Source organism: Allobosea sp. FG18 (genome assembly GCF_057809495.1).
The window spans coordinates 16218-36139 of sequence record NZ_JBMDKB010000024.1 but is presented as its reverse complement, the minus strand read 5'-3'; the positions used below and the strand labels follow the sequence as shown (position 1 = coordinate 36139).

The window sequence follows — 19922 nt, the reverse complement described above, 5'->3', positions numbered from 1 at the left end:
CCAGTGGCTCAGGCCGTGGCCGGACGCTGGAAGCGCTGCCATGCCACCAGCGCCAGGGCGATGGCGACCGGCGGGAAGACCAGCCAGTTCACGACCTCCCAGCCGCCATGGCTGAGCAGGCCGCCCGACGAGAAGGAGGCGATCGCGACAGAGCCGAAGACGAGGAAATCGTTGGCGGCCTGCACCTTCACGCGCTCTTCCGGCCGGTAGCAGTCGGTCACCAGCGCGGTCGCGCCGATGAAGCCGAAATTCCAGCCGACACCGAGCAGGATCAAAGCCAGCCAGAAATGGCCGACGCTCAGGCCCGTCAGGCCGACGACGGCGGCCAGCGCCGTCAGGCCAAGTCCGACCGCGGTCACCGTGCCCTTGCCGAAGCGGGCGATCAATCGACCGGTGAAGAAGCTTGGCCCGAACATCGCCAGCACATGCCACTGGATGCCGAGCGTGGCGTCGCCGACCGAATGGCCGCAGGCGACCATCGCCATCGGCGCCGCCGTCATGACGAAGCTCATCAGGCCATAGGCGACGAGCGAGGCGGTGACCGAGGCGATGAATTTCGGCTGGCGCATGATCACCCCGAGCGGGCGCCCGCCGCCCGACCGGACCGCCGCGACCGGCGGGGCGCGCAGACGCGAGACGATCAGGATCGCGATCAGCGCCAGCATGCCCTGGGCGAGGAAGCTGGCGGCGAAGGGCGCGGCCGGCGTCAGGTCGCGCGTCCAGTAGACCGATTGCGGGCCGATGATGCCCGCAGCAAGGCCGCCGATCATGACCCAGGAGATCGCGCGCGGCCGGAAGGCGTCGGTCGCGGTATCGGCGGCGGCGAAGCGATAGCTCTGGACGAAGGAGCCGTAGAGCCCGCAGACGAAGGTGCCCAGGCAGAACAGCCAGAACAGGCGCAGCGAGACGCCGCCGGCCGCGATGCTCGCGCCGGCCGCGCCGACGAGCGCCCCGATCAGGTAGCCGTTGCGCCGCCCGAGCCGGCGCATGACCATCGCAGCCGGAATGACGCCCGCGGCGATGCCGAGCTGGAGCAGGCTGACCGGCACGGTCGCGAAAGCCTGATCGGCGACGAGCTGGGCGCCGACGATGCCGCCGAGCGAGACGATGATCGCCGGGTTGGCGCCGCCGAGCGCCTGCGCGCCCGCGAGCACCAGCGCGTTGCGCTTGGCCAGCTTGTCGCCATCGAAAGCCGAGAAATGCTGATTCATCACAACGCGCCTCGCGGCCGCCATGATGCGCCGCTGTCAGAAATGAGAGAAGGAGCCCTGCGCGAAGCGGCGCGCCTCACCCTTCTCGCGATAAGTCACCACGCCGGCCTCGTCCGAGATCCGCCCGATCGGGACCAGCGAAAGCATCGTTCCCTCTGCGGCCGCGATCAGAGCAGGATATTCCCTTTCCGAGGCCGTGCAGAGAATTTCGTAGTCGTCTCCGCCGGTCCAGGCCAGTTCCGCCAATGCGGGAACAGCCATGAGCGCGGCGCGGGCCGCCCCCGAGAGCGGAACCTCGTCGAGATCGATTTCGGCGCCGACATGCGAGGCGCTCAAGAGCTTGGCGAGATCGCCGACGAGCCCATCGGAAACGTCCATGGCGGCCGAGGCATGGCGCTGCAGCGCTTCGGCCAGCGCATGACGTGGCTGCGGATGCAGATAGCGATCGGCAAGGAAGGCGCGATCGTCGACCCCGAGTCCGGCAACCCAGCCCGGCTTGTCCGGGCCATGGACCTTGAGACCGAGCGCTCCGTCGCCAATGCTGCCGGAGACGAGCACGACGTCGCCCGGCTTCGCACCGGAGCGCCTGACCATCCGCCCGGCCGGGACCGTGCCGAAGGCGGTGATCGACAGGGTGAGCGGTCCCGAGGTCGAGACGGTGTCGCCACCGATCAGCGGGCAGCCGGCCGCTTCGGCCATGCGGGCAAGCCCAGCCGCGAAACCGGCGAGCCAGCCCTCGGTCCAGCCGCGCGGCAGGGCGAGCGTCAGCACGAAGCCCTCGGGCTTGGCGCCCTTGGCGGCGAGATCGGAGAGGTTGACGGCCAGCGCCTTCCAGCCGATCGCGTCCGGCGGGTCGCCGGGGAAGAAATGGACGCCGGCGACAAGGGCGTCGGCGGTGACAACGACCTCGTAGCCGCGGCCGGGCCGCAACAGCCCGGCATCGTCAAGAAGGCCAAGCCCGCCCGGCCCGGCGATCGGCGCGAAATAGCGGGCGATCAGCTCGAATTCGCCGGGGCGCTGATTGTCAGCCATGGGGCAGCGAAGCTCCGCAACTATTCCAAGGTCATCCCGGACAAGCAGCGAAGCTGCGCCGATCCGGGATCCATGCCTGAACCTTATTCGGAAGCGCTCCGGAATGGATCCCGGGTCTCCCTTCGGTCGCCCGGGATGACGGTTGAGGAAAACCTACGCCGCCGGGATATCGAACTCGTCGGCGCGGAAGTCGCGGGCCATGCGATCGAGCACGGCGTTGACCATGCCGATCTCCTCGCCCTGATAGAAGGCGCGCGCGACCGCGACATATTCCGAGATCACGGCACGCGCCGGCACGTCCTTGCGGAAGGCGAGCTCATAGGCACCCGCGCGCAGGATCGCGCGGACCACTGCCTCGACCCGCTTCAGCGGCCAGTCCTTGGCCAGCAACTCGTCGACGGTACGATCCACCAGGCGCTGCTCACGGACGACGCCACTGAGAATATCGCGGAAGAAGGCGATTTCGGCTTGCGGCAATTCGATCTCCTCGACCTCCTTGCCGATCCAGAAATGCTCGAACTCGGCCATCGCCTCGACGACGCCACGGCCGCCGATTTCCATCTCGTAGAGCGCCTGCACGACCGAGAGCCGCGCGCCGCGCCGCTTCTCGGCGCGGCTCATTGGGACGGCTCCGCCAGGGAGCGCTTGTAGCGCAGCACGGCGAGCGCCGCTTCGGCGGCGGCGCCGCCCTTGTTCATGTCCTCGCGATTGGCGCGAGCCCAGGCCTGCGCCTCGTTCTCGACGGTCAGGATGCCGTTGCCGAGCGGAAGCGCGAAGGCGACCGAGAGATCCATCAGCGCGCGCGAGCTTTCGCCGGCGACGATGTCGTAATGGCCGGTCTCGCCGCGGATGACGGTTCCGAGAGCGACGACGGCCTCATAGGGGTCGACGGCCTCGTCGGCGGCGCGCAGGCCGATGACGATCGCCGAGGGGATTTCCAGCGCACCGGGAACGGTGACGACATCGACGCGGCAGCCGGCTTCTTCCAGCGCCGCCATCGCGCCCGCCAGCAATTCGTCGGCGTACTTGTCGTAGAAGCGCGCCTCGACCACGAGGACGCGAGCGCCGTCGATCTCGACGGCAGGAGTTGCGGCCTTGTCGGCCGAGGTCTGCCGGGGTCCGGCCATTTCTTCTATCCTTCTTGGAATGTGATCGGGCTGGTTACCCTTGCGGGCGCGCCTCCGCAAGCCGCGCGGCATACCGTGCCATCAGATCGACCTCGACATGAACGGGGTCGCCCTCCCCACGCTGCCCCCAGGTGGTGACTGCGAAGGAGTGCGGAATCAGCAGGACGGTGAAGACATCGTCCTCCACCGAATTGACGGTGAGCGAGGTGCCGTCGAGGCAAATCGAGCCCTTGGTCGCGATGAAGCGGGGCAGCCCCTGCGGCGCGCGGATATGGAAACGCGCGGTCGCGCCCCAGGGCTCGTTCGGATCAGGCTCGATCGGCTCGATCTTGAGGATGCGCCCGACGCCGTCGACATGGCCGGTGACGAGATGGCCGCCGAGCTCCTCGCCGACCTTGAGCGAGCGTTCCAGATTGATCCGCGTGCCCGGTTCCCACGAGCCGACGGAGGTCTTGGCCAGCGTCTCGGCGGCGGCCTCGACCTGGAAGATGCAGCCGGGTTCGCCGTCGGTGCGCGGGCGCAGCGCGGTCACGGTGAGGCAGACGCCGGCGCAGGCGATCGAGGCGCCGATGGCGATGCCTTCCGCCTCGTAGGGGCAGGCGATGGCGAGGCGCTTGAGGCTGGGCCCCTTGCGCTCGGCCTCCACGACCTCGCCGATGGCGGTGACGATGCCGGTGAACATCAGCCTCTCCTCGTGAAATGCTCGAAACGGTCCTGACCGATCTGACCGGCCTCGACAAGGGCGTATAGATCGGGGTCGGCCAACTGGGCGGCAAGCCCCGGACGCACAGCAACAATGCCGGGCTGCCCCAGCGTTTTCGGCGAGGTTGAGACGATGACCTCGTCCGCCAGCCCTTCAAGCGCGAGCTTCTCGCCGATGCGCGGACCGCCTTCCGAGAAGACGCGGTTGATGCCGCGCGTGCCGAGCAGCATCAGCGCCTCGCGCAGGTCGAGATGGCCGTCGGGGCCGGGCGAGACCCGCATGACCTCGACCCCGGCCGCGACCAGCGCCTGTTCCGGTTCGATCGGCGCCGTCTCGGCCGCGATCACCCAGACGGGAACCTCATGGGCCGTGCGGACGAGCTTCGAGGCCAGCGGCAGGCGCAGATGCGTATCGAGGATGACGCGGATCGGCGAGCGATCCGCAAGGCCCGGCAGGCGCACGGTCAATTGCGGATCGTCAGCCAGCACCGAGCCGATACCCAGCATGATGACATCATGATGCGCGCGCTGGAGATGGACCCAGCCGCCGGCGACCGGGCTCGATACGGCGAGCGGCACGCCCCCTGCCCCGCCGGCATAGCCATCGGCGGTGCGGGCGATCTTGAAGGTCACCATCGGGCGGCCCTGCGTGATGCGCGTGAGATAGCCGCGATGGGTACGCCGCGCCTCCTCCTCCAGGACGCCGACCGTGACCTCGATGCCAGCGGTACGCAGCAAGGCATGGCCAAGCCCGGCAATGAAGGGGTTGGGATCGGACATCGCCGAGACCACGCGCTTCACGCCCGAGAGGATGGTGTGCTCCACGCAGGGAATGCCGCCGCGCACCGAGCGATGCGAGCAGGGCTCGAGCGTGACATAGAGCGTGCCACCCATCGAGGCAGCGCCCGCTCGCGAGAAGGCATGCGCCTCGCCATGCGGGCGGCCGCCGGGCTGGGTATGGCCACGCGCCACCACCACGGGGCCATCGGGGGTGTCGCGCGTGATGACGGCGCCCACAGACGGGTTGGTCGCGGTCGTGCCAAGGCCCCGCGCGCCATAGCTAAGCGCCTGGCGCATGAAGACACGGTCGGTCTCTCGCTGTTGTTCCGATGCGTGACCTTCGCGCAAAGCTGAACCCGCTTCGCGCGCAGAAACCTTGGGATCAGTCATCGACGCGTCGCGGCGGGGCGGAGACGCCCTCCTCCTCGATCGTACCGAGCTGGCCGAGCAACTCCTCGAAGTCCTTGGCTTCGCGGAAATTCTTGTAGACCGAGGCGAAGCGGACATAGGCGACGTCGTCGAGGCCCTTCAGCCCCTCCATCACCAGCTCGCCGATGGCCGAGCTCTGGATCTCCGCCTCGCCCGAGCTTTCCAGCTGGCGGACGATGCCGTTGACCATGCGCTCGATCCGCTCCGGCGCGACCGGGCGCTTGCGCAAGGCGTGAGCGATCGAGGTCTCCAGCTTGTCGCGGTCGAAGGGCGTGCGCCGCCCCGACCGCTTCACGACGGTCAATTCGCGCAGCTGCACGCGCTCGAAGGTGGTGAAGCGGCCGCCGCAATCGGGACAGACCCGGCGGCGGCGGATCGAGGCGTGGTCGTCGGTGGGACGGGAGTCCTTCACCTGCGTGTCGAGGGAGCTGCAATAGGGGCAGCGCATGCGCTTATCCTTCGGAATGCCTGATCGGCGGGGCGACCGACGCTTCTTTGCCCCAGCACCGGTTTCCGCGCCAGATGCCCAGAGGCTGCTATGATGCGGCGGCGATGAACCTCAGGGCGCGCTGAGACGACGAACACTCGACCTTCACAGCGCGCGCGGCGGAGCTTCTATCATGGCAGAGAACGAGGGCAACATGGGCGAAGCGTTCGGCGGCCTGGTGCTGCTGGCCTTCGATCTGCTCGATTCCGAGATCGCCCGGTCCCCCGAGCGCATCGTCCAGACCTTCAAGAACCCGGCGCTGCTCAAGGCAGCCGAGAATGCGGTCCTGAGCTTCGCGAAATCCCGCAGCCCGACCGCCAGCTCCCAGTTGACCCCAGAAGAGATCGGCAAGCTGCAGTCTTCGGTTGTCGATGGCGTGAAAACGGCCGCGACCGACGCCTATCTCAAGCAGATCAAGGAATCGTCGAAGTTCAAGGCGCTGGAAAAGCAGCTGAAGAACTTCGAGGACGCGGCGAAATCATCGGCGGTCGGCGTCTGGGTCGATCACAACAAAGGCATTCTCTATGTGGTCGGCGCGGTTCTGGCGGTCGGCGCCGGCGTCGCGCTCTACATCACCAAGCCCTCCGGCACGATCTACGGCATGGGCATCCGGGAGCTGGAGAAGCTCAAGTTCGAAGTGCTGAAGGTCGGCGCGCTGAAGCTCGGCGTCGGCGGCCTCGTCTTCGACCCCACGGCCGAGCGCTTTGGCGGGAAGGTGACCGGCAAGCTGGAATGGGAGCAGCTCAAGATCGACCTGTCGCTGCAGATCGTCACCGCCAACCTGAAGGCGCCCGAAATCACCAGCGAAGTCGGGCTCAAATACGGTGTGATCAGCCTGACCGCGGCCAACAAGCTCGACCTGACACAGCCGAAGGTCGACCTCACATTGAGGCTCAGCGCCAACAAGGATCGTTTCGGCCTGTCGGTTGCCGCCAATATCAAGGACGACAACGTCACCGGCAGCGCCTCGGCCTCCTACAGGGTGGCCGAGAGCCTGAAGCTGGGCGTGGATCTCAGCCGCCGGAACCGCCCCGACATGGGGAACCAGAGCGAGAACATGATCATGTTCGAGCTCAAGGGCACGTTCCCCTGAGCGCGAAGCGGGATGGTTTCCCGATCCGGTCTCAGTAGATCGGGAAGCGCGCCGTCAGCGCCTTGACCTTGGCGGTGACCGCCTGCTCGATCGCGGCGTTGCCTTCTTCGCCATGGGCCGCAAGGCCGTCCAGCACCTCGGCGATCAGTTCGCCGACCAGTTTGAACTCGGCAATGCCGAAGCCGCGCGAGGTCGCCGCAGGCGTGCCGAGGCGGATGCCCGAGGTCGTCATCGGCTTCTCGGGGTCGAACGGGATGCCGTTCTTGTTGCAGGTGATGTGGGCGCGGCCGAGCGCGGCTTCCGCCGCCTTGCCGGTCAGCTTCTTCGAGCGCAGGTCGACCAGCATCAGATGGTTGTCGGTGCCGCCGGTGACGAGGTCGAAGCCCTTCGACTTCAGCGTCTCGGCCAGCGCCTTGGCGTTGGCGACGACAGCATGTGCGTAGGCCTTGAACTCCGGCTGCAGCGCCTCCTGGAACGAGACCGCCTTGGCCGCGATCACATGCATCAGCGGACCGCCCTGGATGCCCGGGAAGATCGCCGAATTGACCTTCTTCGCGATCGCCTCGTCATTGGTCAGGATCATGCCGCCGCGCGGGCCGCGCAGCGTCTTGTGCGTCGTGGTGGTCACGACATGGGCGTGCGGGAACGGCGAGGGATGCGCGCCACCGGCGACGAGCCCGGCGAAATGCGCCATATCGACGAAGAGATAGGCGCCGACCTTGTCGGCGATCTCGCGGAAGCGGGCGAAGTCCCAGTGACGGGCATAGGCGGAGCCGCCGGCCACGATCATCTTCGGCTTGTGCTCGACCGCGAGGCGCTCCATCGCGTCGTAGTCGATCATCTGGTCGACGACGCAGACGCCGTAGGACACGACGTTGAACCATTTGCCGGACTGGTTGACCGGCGCGCCATGGGTCAGGTGCCCGCCAGCGGCGAGGTCGAGGCCCATGAAGGTATCGCCCGGCTGCATCAGGGCCATGAAGACGCCCTGGTTGGCCTGGGAGCCGGAGTTCGGCTGGACGTTGGCATAGGTGCAGCCGAAGAGCCGCGTGGCGCGTTCGATCGCGAGCTTTTCGGCGATGTCGACGAACTGGCAGCCGCCATAATAGCGCCGGCCCGGATAGCCCTCGGCATATTTGTTGGTCATCACCGAGCCCTGTGCCTCGAGCACGGCGCGGGAGACGATGTTCTCGGAGGCGATCAGCTCGATCTCGTCGCGCTGGCGACCGAGCTCCAGGTCGATCGCGCGGGCGATCTCGGGATCGGCATCATGCAGCGAAGCGCCGAAGAAGGAGTTCGAGAGGTGCTTGTCCAGCGCGGCTTCGGTCATGTCCGGCTCCTGAAGTTCAACGGCCGGTGAGCGCCCGGCTCCGTCGCGGCTCCCCTATCATGTGGCGGGGGGCTGTCCAAGCGATAGATCGCGCGGAGGAAAAGCTGTATCGCCGCAGCCATCAGCCACCCCGTTTTCGCCGCTTCGGTAGCAAATTCTTCTCCTCTTCCGGACGAGACGGCGTGTAGGCGAGCGGCCGGCGCGAAGCGGTCCTCAGCAATGCCCGGAAAGCCGGACATTCCAGGTGAGTCGGCGCCCGGCAGTCCGCGACATGACGGAGCGCATCGCGCAGCGTCCTCAACCCGATCATCTGCCGCTGCAATTCGTCAGCCCGCGCCCGCAACTGCTCGCGCGGGATGTTCGGCTGCCCGTCCGCGCCGAACATCGCGGCGATCTCCTCCAGCGAGAAGCCGGCGGTCTTGCCGAGCCCGATCAGCGAGAGCCTGAGCAGGACATCGGGATCGTATTGTCGGCGCAGGCCGCGTCGCGCCTCCGAACGGATGAGGCCGATCTCCTCGTAATAGCGCAGGGCCGAGGCCGGCACGCCCGAGCGCTCCGCGACCTCTCCGATATCCAGCAACAGCATGCTTGACCTCAAGTCGACTTGAATTCGTAGGCTCTGCCGAACGGATGAAATCGGCAAGAGGAGAAGCCATGGAAAGCCTTGTTGGAACAAGGGAAAGACCGATCTGGAGAGATCCGCGCGCCGCCGCGCTCCTGATGGCGGCGTCGCTCACCACAATGGCGAACGCGACGATCAGCCCGGCGCTTCCGAGCATCGAGCGCCTGTTCGCGGATGACCCGAACGCCGCGCTGCTGACGCGGCTTCTGGTGCCGGCGCCCTCACTCAGCGTCGCGCTGTTCGCACCGCTGGCGGGCTTCGCAGCAGACCGCATCGGCCGGCGCGCGATGCTGCTCACCGGCGTCGTGCTGTTCGTGATCGCAGGCTGTGCCGGGCTCGCCCTGCCCGATCTGCCCTCCATTTTCGCCAGCCGCCTCGTGCTCGGCGTCGCCGTCGCCCTGATCATGACGGCCCAGACCGCGCTGATCGGCGACTACTTCGCCGGGGACGACCGCAACGCGCTGACGGGCTTGCAGATCTCGGCCCGGAATTTCGGCGGGCTGGTCTTCATTTCACTGGCCGGATGGGCAGCCAGCCTGTCGCCGCGCCTGCCTTTCGCGATCTATGGGCTGGCAGCGATCTTCCTGCCGTTGATGTGGCTGGCCATCATCGAGCCGCCGCGCATCGCAGCCGCGTCGGGTGTACTGCCGGCGGATGGCGATGGCGGACACCCATCCTGGCGCCGCCTGCTCGCCGCGCTGGTCCTGCTTCAGGGCCTGACGAACATGATCTTCTTCCTGATGCCGACGCAGATCTCGTTCTTCCTGGAGGTCCGGGGCTACGAGAGCGCGCCGATGACCGGCACGGTCCTCGGCCTGCTGATGATCTCGGGTGGCGGCTGCGCCCTGCTTTATCGGCGCGTCCGGCAGATGTTCGGCTCCGCAGGCATCTTCGCCGCCGGCTATGCCGCGATGGCGCTGGGCTTCCTGTCCCTCTCCGGCGCGGCATCGACGCCGTTGCTGTTCATCGCGGCGCTCCTGATCGGGGCCGGCTATGCGCTGGTTTCGCCGAGCTTCGTCGCGATGGCGCTCGACCTGGCGCCCCGGCGGTCGCGGGGCATGGCGGGAGGCATCCTGACCGCCTCGATCTTCATCGGCCAGTTCTGCTCGCCGCTGGCCAGCACACCCCTGATCGCAAGCCATGGCTATGGAGCGTTGTTCGGCGGCACGGCCTGGCTGCTCGCGATCATGGCGCTTGCGGCCGGTGCCGCGAAGCTCCTCCGTAGGAACCGCTGACCGCCCACGGGCGGCGCAAGTCGCGGCTGGGTCGCTCCCAACTCCGCACAGAAGGAGCCGGAACCTGGCGCTTCCGCCCAGGACATCGAGGCGCCCACATTATGGTTAACAAATTATGGCTTGCGGCTTGCTGCGCCTGACCTAGCGCAACACTGGATGCCTCTCGATGACACAGAACGCCCCAAAACAGAACGCGAGTCGTGTTTCAGCTTCGACTCAGCCGATCTCCAAGCAGCTCAAGAAGGCATTTCTCGGTGGCGCGAGCGCCTTCGTCCTGTCGCTGCCCTTGCCGAGCCAGGAGGCGACAGCCGAAACCTGGACGGTGACCAGGCAATATTATCCGGGCGGATCGACGAGCGTCTATCGCTGGTCACCGGACGGCTACAGCAACATCTCTCGCCTCAACAATGGCGCGCCCGGAAACAACTGCCCCGTTCCGGCCTTCGAGGTCATGAACCCTGGCCGCGGGGAAGCGCGCTGCGTCGGCTATGTCGCGCCATCCTGGCTGACGCGCTGACGCCAGCCGAGCAACTTCGTTCCATGAAAAAGCCCGCCGGAGACCGGCGGGCTTTTCGAAACGCGCGTAAATCGCAAGCGTCAGATGTCCTGATCGCCCTGCAGCGCGGCGACAGGCGCCGGTCCGAGGCCGTCCTTGTTGTAGATGTCGTCGCGGAACTGCACGCCGCCATCGGGCGTGGCCCAGGCGGTGACATAGACCCAGTAGCACGCCACCGGATCGGCGATGCGGGCATTGACGCGCTGGCCGGACTGGATGGTCTCGTCGATCTTGGCGCGGTCCCAGCCGGGGGTGTTCTTCAGGAGCCAGGCGACATAGTCGCGCACGTTCTGGACGCGCATGCAGCCCGAGGAAACGAAGCGGTAATCGTCGCCGAAGATGCCCTTCGACGGGGTGTCGTGCATGTAGACGCCGTGCGGGCTCGGGATATTGATGCGCACGAAGCCGAGCGAGTTGAACTCGCCGCCCGGATCCTGCCGGAAGGTGTAGCGCGTCGCCTCATCGGAATTCCAGTTGACGCTCGCCGGCGCGATCTCGCCGCCATTCGGCGAGATGATGCGGATCTTGTTCTCGGTCAGGTAGTTCGGCTGCTTGCGCATGGTCGGGATCAGATCCTTGCGGATGATCGAGGCCGGAACCGTCCAGGTCGGGTTGAAATTGACTTCGGGAATCTTCGTCTGCAACAGCGGCGACTGGCGGTCGATCTTGCCGACGCCGGCAGCATGGCGCGTCGCGACATGGCCGTTCTCGACGGTCTCCACCGTAGCGGCCGGGATGTTGGCGACGACATAGCGCCCGCCGAGGTTGCCGGACCAGCTGCGCAGCCGGACGACATTGGTCTCGAGCTGGCGGATGCGGCGGTCGATCGGCACGTTGAGCGCGGCGACGGTGGCGCGGTTGATCGCGCCCGTCGTCGACAGGCCGACGCGCGACTGGAAGCGGCGCACGCCCGCCTCGACATAGGAGTCATAGATGCTGCTCTCGCCGGCCGCGGCATCGAGATCGCCGGTGACGATCAGGCGGCGGCGCAGGGCCACCACGCCCGGCCCCTTCGCACCCACGTTCATGCGGTCGGGCAACTGAACCTGCGGCCAGCCGCCACGCGCCGCGAGATCGCGATAGGCCACGATCGCCTGCTCGGTCGCCTGCAGGGCCTCGGCTGAGAGCATCGGCGTCGAGGAGCGCGCCACCGCGTTGCGGGCGCCGGCATCGTAGCTCTGGCGCCACTCGGCCTGCTGGGCGAGCGCCGGTGCAGCAGCGGCCGTGGCGGCGCCCGACAGCAGGGCCAGCACGGTTTCGCGGCGGGTCAGGCTCAAATGCGACATCTCTTCCCTCTTCAAGACTTCACGCAAGCACGTAGACCACACAAAAACGTCGCCGGAACAGGCGACGCTGGCGATGCACTGGCGCGACGGACAAGCTCACTGCCGCCGACGGTGTCCTAGCACAGTTAACGAGGCGTGATGACAGAGGCGAATTTAGGGCATGGCCCGCTTTTGCTGCATGCATGGCTGCAAAACCACAGTGCCCCCGGCAGCGACCGGAAACGCGCCGACGCGACCGGGAGGTTGTCCCGGCCGCGTCCTGGCAGGCGGATAGGCAGGTCGTCGCCGAGAAGCGACTGATATCTCAGAGCTTGTAGCGGATCTGGTCGGTCCAGAAGCGCTCGAGGCGCAGCAGGGCGTTGTTCATCCGCTCGAAGTCGTCGGCCGCGATGCCGCCGATCTGCTCGACCGTGCGGACATGCTTATCGTACACGCCCTTCACGATGTCGTGCACGCTGGCGCCCTTCTCGGTCAGGCTGATGCGGACTGAACGGCGGTCAATGCGCGACCGGGCATGGTGGAGATAGCCGAGCTCGACCAGCTTCTTGACGTTGTAGGACACGTTCGAGCCGAGATAGTAGCCGCGGGTGCGCAGCTCGCTCGCCGACAGCTCGGCATCGCCGATATTGTAGAGCAGCAGGGCCTGCACGCTGTTGACGTCGTCACGGCCACGACGCTCGAACTCATCCTTGATGACATCGAGCAGGCGGCGATGCAGCCGCTCCACCAGCGTGAGGGACTCAAGATAAAGAGGCTTCACGTTGAGATCTGCATCGCCGGTCTTGGCAACATCAGAAGTCTTGACGCTCGCTTTCATGGTATATCCCGCCTGTTGTGTGTCGGCCAGGATTTGTCTCCCGGTCCGCTTCTGAAAAACACCATATGCTGGAGCGGATGAAAACGAGTTTAAATATCAGGATGAATCAGGGATTTACCCCTTTGGGTGAATCGTAAGTGAAGCCAGAAACGCTTAAGCTAAAGCGATTCTTACCATGACTCGGAGCAATCGAGCGGTCAGGCGCCCCAACCGTCATTGCGAACCAGCGCGGCTGACCCGCGCTGTCATCCCGTGTCTGCGGCGCAGCGCGCAGCGATGCGCCGCAGACACGGGACCGCGCGACGAGAAGACGCCTTTTCCTGAGGACGGTCCCGCATCTGCGCAGCGGCATTGCATGGCGCAGCGTGCGGGAAGACACCTTCTGCCGACACGCCGCCAGCTATTCCGCCTCGTTCTCGGCCGCCCAGGTCGCCAGGAAGTAGACCGCGATCAGCCCGACATAGAGTCCGACGAGCCAGGCCGTCATCGGCACGAAGCGCGGAAAGAGGAATCCGAGCAGCATCTGGCTGATCGCGGCCAGCAGCCAGAGCACGCCGCCCCAGGTCGAGGTCAGCCAGAGGCCGACGGCGGCGACGAGATCGATAACCGCGAAATAGACGATGATCGCCTGATAGCTCAGCAGGCGATTCTCGAAAGGCGGCTGCGGGTTGCCGGGCAGGCCGAAGATCACCATCCAAGCCGTCAGCCCCTTGGCGAGCCAGAAGGCTGACAGCAAGCGCAGGAACCAGACGAGGGCGAGCCGCCAGCGGTTGGCCTGCTTGCCCTCGGCCTCACCCGTCCGGGCGCCTCGCAGGGCCTCGCCATCTCCTCCCAGGCCCAAGCTCAACCCTCCAGCTTCAATTCGTCGGCGCCGAGCGGCGCGAAATAGGCGTCGATATCCGCCGGCCGGACGTCGTCGAGCGTCGCCGGCTGCCAGCGCGGCGCCTGGTCCTTGTCGATCACCACGGCGCGAACGCCCTCATAGAAGTCGTGGCCGCGGGCAATGCGCGAGACGATGCGATATTCCGTGCGCATCGCCTCGGCGAAATCGAGCCCGGCGCCGCGCCGCATCTGCTCGAAGGCGATGGCGACGCTGGTCGGCGACTTGACCGCGATGGTCTGCAGCAGCTTGCCGGCGAAGGCACTGCCCTTCTCGGCAGCCTGGCGCAGACGAGCGATCACCTCCGGCAAGGTCGCGGCCGTGAAGGCCTCGGCCATCACCGCCCGCTCAGCATGCAAGGGGCCGGGGCCGCGCTGGAGGGTGAAGCCCGCAAGGATGTCGTCGACAGAACCGGGCCTGGTCAGCGCATCGGCAAGCTCCGCCATGCGCTCGCTCGGCACGCCATGGGTCGCAAGGCCGCCTGCCAGCGCATCGGCCGCACCGACCCGCTCGCCGGTGAGCGCGAGGAAGCTGCCGAAACCGCCTTCAAGGCGCGGCAAGGCGTAGGTTGCGCCAACATCCGGGAAGAAGCCGATGCCGACCTCCGGCATGGCGAAGAGATAGCGGTCGCCGGCGATGCGGTGGCTGCCATGCAGGGATATGCCGACGCCGCCGCCCATGACGATGCCGTCGATCAGCGCGACATAGGGTTTCGGATAGGTCTTGATGCGGTGGTTGAGGATGTATTCCTCGCCCCAGAAGGCGAGCATCTCGTCATGCCGCCCGGCCTTGCCGCAATCATGCAGCCAGCGGATATCGCCGCCGGCCGAAAAAGCCTTCTCGCTGGTGCTGACGACGACGACGCGCGTGACCTGCGGGTCGTTCTCCCAGGCATCAAGCGCGCGGGCGAGCTCGCGGACCATGCCGAGGCTCAGCGCGTTCAGCGCCTTCGGCCGGTTGAGCACGACGACGCCGGCAGCGCCGCGAATCTCGCAGATGATCTCGCGATCTTCAGTCATGGTCCGATCCCGCTTCCGTGGGCAGCGGTTCTGGAAGGCGGGACATGGCTTGTCAACGCGAGGCGGGTGTCGGTGTGGATGACGGCTTGGGGGCGAAAGCGGATATTTGGATCGACTGGCGCTGCCTATCAGATTAGCGTCGGGTCTGAGCTGACAGCTAGGCAGTGCGGCATGCGAATAGTGATGGCGGCAGCCGCTTTGATCTGGAGCGCCTACGGTGCGGTCGCGCAAGTTAACTTGCAAGCGCCGCGCGAGAACCAGCCGGGCCAATATCGAGTCGTTCTGCCTCGGCCTGCCTTACCCATGGGATCAGTGGAACTCCCACGATCTGTCGCTGCGCGCAAATGGTCGGCACCATTCTGCGTCAGATGGACCGATGGTTGCGAGCAGTGCAAGGGAAGCGCTCTAGAACCCAGTATCTGGTGCTCAGATACCAACGATGCCGGTTGCTCTCGAACCGCCGTCAGGTGCCTGGACACTGACGACGTCATTGCCCCGCTCTTTTGCGACCAAATTGTTGAACCGTGCGGGTTCGCCGCATGGCACTTGGACGATCAAGGGCTGAAGCACGGCGCATCCGGGTCTGCTTGCTATACCCAAGGCCGCGAGCGAAAGGCTTTGGACTGGACTTGCGACGTTGACAAAACCGAGCGGCGCAAGCGCGTTGCCCCTCTGACTCGCGTCACCCGTGAGCGCATGCGCCTTCTAATCCGGCAGAGCGAGGCACTTGGACGTTAAGTCCGCTACGGGTTGATAGCGGCCCTAAGCACTGACGCCGGCAAAGTTGCGACCATGCGCCCTGTTTTGGAATCGTTCCGATGTGATAAAGAAGCCATCGGCCGGTTTCGCCCGCATGACGAACGCCGCGCCCGTACCGTTCATCGCTTGAGGCAATCGCCATGGAATCCCCGGTCGTGCGGCCTTTCCCGACCCCGAAATCCCGCCATGACGACACGCCGTCGCTCGGCCTGACGCGCCGCATGCGGCGCAACCGCAAGGCGGACTGGTCGCGCCGGCTGGTGCGGGAATCGGCTCTGACGACCGACGACCTGATCTGGCCGATCTTCCTGATGGATTCCAGCGAGGCCCGTTCCCCGGTGGAATGGATGCCCGGCGTCGACCGCCTCAATATCGACGAGGCCGTGCGCCAGGCGGCCGAAGCCGCCGCGCTCGGCATCCCCGCGATCGCGCCCTTCCCCTTCATCGACAAGGCCCTGCGCGACCCCACCGGCTCGGAGGCGCTCAATACCGGCAACCTGATGTGCCGCGCCGTGCGCGCGATCAAGCGCGAGGTGCCCGGCATCGGCATCATCTGCGACGCCGCGCTCGACCCTTATACCTCGCATGGTCATGACGGCGTGATGGAGGGCGAGCGCGTCCTCAACGACGCCAGCGTGCAGATCCTCGTCGGGCAGGCCTTGGCACTGGCCGACGCCGGGGCTGACGTCATCGCCCCCTCCGACATGATGGACGGGCGTATCGGCGCGATCCGGGCGGCGCTCGACGGCGAGGGCCATGAGGACGTGCAGATCATGGCCTATGCGGCGAAATACGCCTCGGCCTTCTACGGCCCGTTCCGCGATGCGATCGGCACCAATGCCACGCTCGTCGGCGACAAGCGCACCTACCAGATGGACCCGGCCAATTCGGACGAGGCGATCGCGGAAGTGATGCTCGACCTCGAGGAAGGCGCCGACATGGTGATGATCAAGCCCGGGCTGCCCTATCTCGACGTGGTGGCGCGGGTGAAGGATCATTTCCGCGTGCCGACCTTCGCCTATCAGGTCTCCGGCGAGTACGCGATGATCATGGCCGCCGCCAATAATGGCTGGCTCGACGGCGACAAGGCGATGCTGGAAAGCCTGCTCGCCTTCAAGCGCGCCGGTGCCGACGGCGTGCTGACCTATTTCGCCCCGCGCGTGGCGAAGAAGCTGAAGGCCGGCGCGTAACGCGTCATCCCGCACGCGCTGCGGCACGACGGTGCTGCTGCGCAGATGCGGGATCGTTCGCCGGAAAAGGCGCCTTCTCGTCGCGCGGTCCCGTGTCTGCGGCGCATCGCTGCGCGCTGCACCGCGCACGGGATGACACTGTGGGGCGGGCCGCGCTACCGTCACGCCAGCATGCGCCCGCTCCTCCTGTCGATTCTGGCTGCCGTCACGCTCGCCCTCGCGGGCTGTGGTGCCGATTTCGACACCGACCAGATGCGGCTCTGCCGGCAGGCGATCCCGCCGCTCAATCCGCCCAACGCCCGCATCGAGATCGAGCGGACCACCAAGGGGCCCGTACCGCGCGCGCTCCGGCTGCTCTACCGGGTCCAGCTCGGCGACGGCCTTTCGCGCCATCGCAGCATCGATTGCCTGTTCGCAAGCGAAGGAACCGGGCCGAGCCGTGGCGCCATGATCGGCATCGCCTCGGACGGGCGGCCGATGGCCGATGCGAGCTTCTACCTGCTGCGGCGCTTCTACCTGGAGGACCGGGCCTCGCCCCCGCCAGACCCGGCCGAACCTGCAGCCGAGACCCTGCCGTCGATCCCCGCCGGCCTCGCCTACGGCCTGCAACAGGGCCTGAGCGCCCTGCCCTCGGCCGCGATCTACGGCATGCTCGCCGCCGCCTATGCCCTCGTCTATGGCCTGACCGGGCGGATCATCCTCAGCTTCGGCGAGTTCGCGGCGCTGGGTGCACTGGCCTCGGTCGTCGGGGTCGCGCTTCTGCTCTCGCTCACGATCTCGACGCCGCTTTCGGGGCTTGCCGTCGCGTTCGCGGTCGCGATCGCCGTCTGTGCCCTGCATGGCTTCGCCATGGGCCGCTTCGTGCTGCGCCATCTCGAACGCGCGACCGGCCAGCAGCTGCTGATCGCCACGATCGGGCTCGCCATCGCCATGTCCGAATATCTCCGGCTGGCGCAGGGACCGGAGCTGCGCTGGCTGCCGCCGGTGTTCAACACGCCGATCCCGCTCGCCCATACCGGCAATTTCGTGGTCACGCTGAATCCGCTCGCGCTGGCGCTGGCGGCAATCGGGCTTGGTGCGACGCTCGCTGTCGTCATGCTGATCCGCCGCACGGCCTATGGCCGCGCCTGGCGGGCTGTGTCGGACGACGCCAAGACCGCCGCGCTGTTCGGCGTCGACGCGCGCGCGGTCCATGACGTCGCCGTCATCATCGCCTGCGTCTGCTGCGGCATCGCCGGCGTCATCGTCACCGCGATCTATGGCGGCATGGGCTTTGCCGGCGGCTTCTCGCTCGGCCTGAAGGCGCTCGTCGCGGCGGTCCTCGGCGGCATCGGCTCGGTCAGCGGCGCAGCTTTGGGCGGCCTCTGCATCGCCGCCTTCGAGGCGATCTGGTCGGCGACGCTGCCGATCGAGCAGCGCGACCTCGCGGTCTATTCATTGCTCGCCATCGTGCTGATCTGGCGCCCCGGCGGCTTTTTCGGCGACGGCGAATTGACGCCGCGCCGCGTGTGATGCCCTCTCCTTCGCCTGCCGACCGGATTCGAGACCCGAGCATGAGCGAGAGCTTCGCGATCACCCCCGAGGACATCGACGCCGCTGCCGGGCGGATCGCCGGGCATGTGCTGCGCACGCCCTTGGTGCCGGCGCCGCGCCTCTCAGAATTGACCGGCGCGACCGTGCTGGTGAAGCACGAGAACATGCAGGCGACCGCCTCGTTCAAGGAACGCGGTGCGGTCAACAAGCTGCTGACGCTGAGCGAGGCCGAGCGGGCGCGCGGCGTCATCGCGATGTCGGCCGGCAACCATGCCCAGGCAGTGGCTTATCACGCGAAGCGCTTCGGCACGCCTGCGACGATCGTGATGCCCGAGCCGACGCCGCTGGTGAAGGTCGAGAACACCCGCGCCCATGGCGCCCGCGTCGTGCTGCACGGCGAGACGCTCGCCGAAGCCAGCCAGAAGGCGCATGAACTTGCCGGAGCCGAGAAACTCACCTTCGTCCACCCTTACGACGACGCGGCCGTGATGGCCGGGCAAGGCACGCTCGCACGCGAAATGCTGGCGGACGCACCCGATCTCGACATGCTGATCATCCCGCTCGGCGGCGGCGGCCTGATGGCCGGCAACGCGGTGGCGGCCAAGGCGATCAAGCCGGGAATCGAGCTGATCGGCGTCGAGGCCGGGCTCTACCCCTCCTTCTTCAATGCCGTGCATCGCCAGGACAAGCCGATCGGCGGGCCGACGCTCGCCGAAGGCATCGCGGTCAAGACCGTCGGCCAGCTGACCCTGCCGGTGATCTCCGCCCTGGTCGGCGACATCGTCCTCGTCGGCGAGGACCTGATCGAACGCGCCGTCAACGCTTATGCGAGCCTTCAGCACAGCCTCGCGGAAGGAGCCGGCGCGGCCGGCCTCGCCGCGATGCTGAAGGAGCCGGAGCGCTATGCCGGCCGCAAGGTCGGGCTCGTGCTCACCGGCGGCAATATCGATACGCGCCTGCTCGCCGCCATCATGGTGCGCGAGCTGGAGCGCGACGACCGCATCGTCGCCTTCCGCCTGACCACCAGCGACCGGCCGGGCCTGCTCGGCAGGATCGCGAGCCTGCTCGGCGAGGAAGGAGCCAATATCCTCGAAGTCAGCCATGGCCGGCTCTTCCTCGACGTGCCCGCGAAGGGCGTCACGCTCGACGTCACCGTGGAGACGCGCGGGGCGGCGCATTCGCGCGCGATCGAGGACGCGCTCGCCAAGAACGGCTTCGCGCCGCGGCGGATTCTGCCGCGCGGTCTTGCGGAACCGGCCCGCTAAACAAACATTATCCGGCGGGCGCAGCATTCCGCGCGCCGATGGAGGATCGAAGTCCCGATGAGCGATACCCGTTATGGCCAGCCGCCGGTCACGGCGCTGGAGCCGCGTCCCTACCAGAACGTCAGTGGCGTTCTCGGCTCGCGACTGTTCGCCTGGCTGGTCGACATCGTCGTGCTGTTCTTCCTGGGCTGGCTGGTCGTGTTCCTGCTGGCCCTGCTCGGCGTCGTCACCTTCGGCGCGACCTGGCTGCTGATTCCGATCGCCACCGTCGCGACGGCGCTCGGCTATGCCGCGCTGACGATCGGCGGGCGCAAGCAGTCGACCTGGGGCATGCGCGTTGCGGGCCTGAGGGTGGAGACCGCCAGCGGCGGGCGCCCCGACGGGCTGGCCGCAGCCGTGCATGCGCTTCTGTTCTATGTCGCGGCCGGCACCTTCCTGCTCTGGCTCGTCGACGTCGCCTGCGGCTTTGCCCGCGAGGACCGGCGCATGGGCCACGACCTGCTGACGGGCCTCGTCGTTGTTCGCACCTGATTGAGCCAGGTCAAAAGACCGCGAAACCGCTCCCGATC

At 67.1% G+C, this 19922-nt stretch carries 20 protein-coding genes; 7 read left to right on the top strand and 13 right to left on the bottom strand.

The features are described from left to right. Nucleotides 1–8: 8 nt before the first annotated feature. From ACODTJ_RS23600 to nrdR, 7 genes are all read right to left on the bottom strand, one after another. A complete protein-coding gene (locus tag ACODTJ_RS23600; RefSeq protein WP_454657440.1) occupies nucleotides 9–1211 on the bottom strand; it encodes an MFS transporter in 1203 nt (400 codons plus the stop codon). 36 nt (nucleotides 1212–1247) lie between these two features. Then, the gene (gene thiL, locus ACODTJ_RS23595) at nucleotides 1248–2243 is read right to left on the bottom strand and encodes a thiamine-phosphate kinase (RefSeq protein WP_454657441.1); all 996 of its coding nucleotides are present in this window, start codon (nucleotides 2241–2243) and stop codon (nucleotides 1248–1250) included. Between the two features lie 153 nt (nucleotides 2244–2396). Further along, the gene (gene nusB, locus ACODTJ_RS23590; RefSeq protein ID WP_454657442.1) at nucleotides 2397–2864 is read right to left on the bottom strand and encodes a transcription antitermination factor NusB; all 468 of its coding nucleotides are present in this window, start codon (nucleotides 2862–2864) and stop codon (nucleotides 2397–2399) included. Further along, nucleotides 2861–3370, bottom strand: coding sequence for a 6,7-dimethyl-8-ribityllumazine synthase (gene ribH / locus ACODTJ_RS23585; protein WP_454657443.1), 510 nt, complete (start codon nucleotides 3368–3370; stop codon nucleotides 2861–2863). The genes nusB and ribH overlap by 4 nt, the downstream gene beginning before the upstream one ends. A gap of 34 nt (nucleotides 3371–3404) precedes the next feature. Further along, nucleotides 3405–4052, bottom strand: a complete 648-nt coding sequence (locus tag ACODTJ_RS23580; RefSeq protein ID WP_454657444.1) for a riboflavin synthase — start codon at nucleotides 4050–4052, stop codon at nucleotides 3405–3407. Continuing rightward, nucleotides 4052–5200, bottom strand: coding sequence for a bifunctional diaminohydroxyphosphoribosylaminopyrimidine deaminase/5-amino-6-(5-phosphoribosylamino)uracil reductase RibD (gene ribD, locus ACODTJ_RS23575; protein ID WP_454659011.1), 1149 nt, complete (start codon nucleotides 5198–5200; stop codon nucleotides 4052–4054). The genes ACODTJ_RS23580 and ribD overlap by 1 nt, the downstream gene beginning before the upstream one ends. Before the next feature lie 34 nt (nucleotides 5201–5234). Further along, complete coding sequence (gene nrdR / locus ACODTJ_RS23570) at nucleotides 5235–5729, bottom strand: transcriptional regulator NrdR (RefSeq protein ID WP_257731624.1); 495 nt, start codon at nucleotides 5727–5729, stop codon at nucleotides 5235–5237. Nucleotides 5730–5901: 172 nt separating this feature from the next. Between nrdR and ACODTJ_RS23565 the strand changes: the two genes are divergently transcribed. Further along, nucleotides 5902–6861, top strand: a complete 960-nt coding sequence (locus tag ACODTJ_RS23565) for a hypothetical protein (protein WP_454657445.1) — start codon at nucleotides 5902–5904, stop codon at nucleotides 6859–6861. Nucleotides 6862–6892: 31 nt separating this feature from the next. On the opposite strand, the gene glyA is transcribed toward ACODTJ_RS23565, so the two are convergent. Together glyA and ACODTJ_RS23555 are read right to left on the bottom strand one after the other, a co-directional pair. Further along, nucleotides 6893–8191 (bottom strand): serine hydroxymethyltransferase, encoded by a 1299-nt coding sequence (glyA, locus tag ACODTJ_RS23560; RefSeq protein ID WP_454657446.1) that lies wholly within the window; start codon nucleotides 8189–8191, stop codon nucleotides 6893–6895. A 121-nt stretch (nucleotides 8192–8312) separates the two neighbouring features. Beyond that, the gene (locus ACODTJ_RS23555; protein ID WP_454657447.1) at nucleotides 8313–8777 is read right to left on the bottom strand and encodes a helix-turn-helix domain-containing protein; all 465 of its coding nucleotides are present in this window, start codon (nucleotides 8775–8777) and stop codon (nucleotides 8313–8315) included. Between the two features lie 68 nt (nucleotides 8778–8845). On the opposite strand from ACODTJ_RS23555, the gene ACODTJ_RS23550 reads away from it, so the two are divergent. Together ACODTJ_RS23550 and ACODTJ_RS23545 are read left to right on the top strand one after the other, a co-directional pair. After that, entirely contained in the window at nucleotides 8846–10048 is a 1203-nt protein-coding gene (locus ACODTJ_RS23550) for an MFS transporter (protein WP_454657448.1), read from the top strand. Nucleotides 10049–10214: 166 nt separating this feature from the next. After that, on the top strand, nucleotides 10215–10565 hold the full coding sequence (locus ACODTJ_RS23545; RefSeq protein ID WP_454657449.1) for a hypothetical protein: 351 nt from the start codon (nucleotides 10215–10217) through the stop codon (nucleotides 10563–10565). 80 nt (nucleotides 10566–10645) lie between these two features. Here the strand turns inward: ACODTJ_RS23545 and ACODTJ_RS23540 are convergent, their stop codons facing one another. The 4 genes from ACODTJ_RS23540 to ACODTJ_RS23525 form a co-directional block, all read right to left on the bottom strand. Next, entirely contained in the window at nucleotides 10646–11890 is a 1245-nt protein-coding gene (locus tag ACODTJ_RS23540) for a L,D-transpeptidase family protein (RefSeq protein WP_454657450.1), read from the bottom strand. 304 nt (nucleotides 11891–12194) lie between these two features. Then, nucleotides 12195–12707: a transcriptional regulator LdtR gene (ldtR, locus tag ACODTJ_RS23535; protein WP_454032473.1), complete on the bottom strand. Its 513-nt coding sequence runs from the start codon at nucleotides 12705–12707 to the stop codon at nucleotides 12195–12197. Nucleotides 12708–13107: 400 nt separating this feature from the next. Further along, nucleotides 13108–13548 carry a DUF6163 family protein gene (locus ACODTJ_RS23530; RefSeq protein ID WP_454657451.1) on the bottom strand — a complete coding sequence of 147 codons (441 nt, stop codon included), beginning with the start codon at nucleotides 13546–13548 and terminating at the stop codon, nucleotides 13108–13110. Nucleotides 13549–13550: 2 nt separating this feature from the next. Further along, on the bottom strand, nucleotides 13551–14606 hold the full coding sequence (locus ACODTJ_RS23525) for an enoyl-CoA hydratase/isomerase family protein (RefSeq protein WP_454657452.1): 1056 nt from the start codon (nucleotides 14604–14606) through the stop codon (nucleotides 13551–13553). 899 nt (nucleotides 14607–15505) lie between these two features. Here ACODTJ_RS23525 and hemB point away from each other — a divergent pair. From hemB to ACODTJ_RS23505, 4 genes are all read left to right on the top strand, one after another. Further along, the gene (gene hemB / locus ACODTJ_RS23520) at nucleotides 15506–16555 is read left to right on the top strand and encodes a porphobilinogen synthase (protein WP_454657453.1); all 1050 of its coding nucleotides are present in this window, start codon (nucleotides 15506–15508) and stop codon (nucleotides 16553–16555) included. A gap of 132 nt (nucleotides 16556–16687) precedes the next feature. Then, the gene (locus ACODTJ_RS23515; protein WP_454657454.1) at nucleotides 16688–18067 is read left to right on the top strand and encodes a branched-chain amino acid ABC transporter permease; all 1380 of its coding nucleotides are present in this window, start codon (nucleotides 16688–16690) and stop codon (nucleotides 18065–18067) included. A gap of 41 nt (nucleotides 18068–18108) precedes the next feature. Next, on the top strand, nucleotides 18109–19353 hold the full coding sequence (locus ACODTJ_RS23510) for a threonine ammonia-lyase (RefSeq protein ID WP_454657455.1): 1245 nt from the start codon (nucleotides 18109–18111) through the stop codon (nucleotides 19351–19353). Between the two features lie 57 nt (nucleotides 19354–19410). Further along, nucleotides 19411–19884: an RDD family protein gene (locus ACODTJ_RS23505; protein ID WP_454657456.1), complete on the top strand. Its 474-nt coding sequence runs from the start codon at nucleotides 19411–19413 to the stop codon at nucleotides 19882–19884. The last annotated feature ends 38 nt before the right edge of the window (nucleotides 19885–19922 follow it).

Coding starts and splice junctions, on each gene's coding strand:
- nrdR (WP_257731624.1), bottom strand. CDS start 5,729: ATGCGCTGCCCCTATTGCAGCTCCCTCGACACGCAGGTGAAGGACTCC.
- glyA (WP_454657446.1), bottom strand. CDS start 8,191: ATGACCGAAGCCGCGCTGGACAAGCACCTCTCGAACTCCTTCTTCGGC.
- ACODTJ_RS23565 (WP_454657445.1), top strand. CDS start 5,902: ATGGCAGAGAACGAGGGCAACATGGGCGAAGCGTTCGGCGGCCTGGTG.
- ACODTJ_RS23505 (WP_454657456.1), top strand. CDS start 19,411: ATGAGCGATACCCGTTATGGCCAGCCGCCGGTCACGGCGCTGGAGCCG.
- ACODTJ_RS23510 (WP_454657455.1), top strand. CDS start 18,109: ATGAGCGAGAGCTTCGCGATCACCCCCGAGGACATCGACGCCGCTGCC.
- ldtR (WP_454032473.1), bottom strand. CDS start 12,707: ATGAAAGCGAGCGTCAAGACTTCTGATGTTGCCAAGACCGGCGATGCA.
- ACODTJ_RS23525 (WP_454657452.1), bottom strand. CDS start 14,606: ATGACTGAAGATCGCGAGATCATCTGCGAGATTCGCGGCGCTGCCGGC.
- ACODTJ_RS23555 (WP_454657447.1), bottom strand. CDS start 8,777: ATGCTGTTGCTGGATATCGGAGAGGTCGCGGAGCGCTCGGGCGTGCCG.
- thiL (WP_454657441.1), bottom strand. CDS start 2,243: ATGGCTGACAATCAGCGCCCCGGCGAATTCGAGCTGATCGCCCGCTAT.
- ACODTJ_RS23515 (WP_454657454.1), top strand. CDS start 16,688: ATGACACTGTGGGGCGGGCCGCGCTACCGTCACGCCAGCATGCGCCCG.
- ACODTJ_RS23600 (WP_454657440.1), bottom strand. CDS start 1,211: ATGAATCAGCATTTCTCGGCTTTCGATGGCGACAAGCTGGCCAAGCGC.
- hemB (WP_454657453.1), top strand. CDS start 15,506: ATGGAATCCCCGGTCGTGCGGCCTTTCCCGACCCCGAAATCCCGCCAT.
- ribH (WP_454657443.1), bottom strand. CDS start 3,370: ATGGCCGGACCCCGGCAGACCTCGGCCGACAAGGCCGCAACTCCTGCC.
- ACODTJ_RS23580 (WP_454657444.1), bottom strand. CDS start 4,052: ATGTTCACCGGCATCGTCACCGCCATCGGCGAGGTCGTGGAGGCCGAG.
- ACODTJ_RS23550 (WP_454657448.1), top strand. CDS start 8,846: ATGGAAAGCCTTGTTGGAACAAGGGAAAGACCGATCTGGAGAGATCCG.
- ACODTJ_RS23545 (WP_454657449.1), top strand. CDS start 10,215: ATGACACAGAACGCCCCAAAACAGAACGCGAGTCGTGTTTCAGCTTCG.
- nusB (WP_454657442.1), bottom strand. CDS start 2,864: ATGAGCCGCGCCGAGAAGCGGCGCGGCGCGCGGCTCTCGGTCGTGCAG.
- ACODTJ_RS23540 (WP_454657450.1), bottom strand. CDS start 11,890: ATGTCGCATTTGAGCCTGACCCGCCGCGAAACCGTGCTGGCCCTGCTG.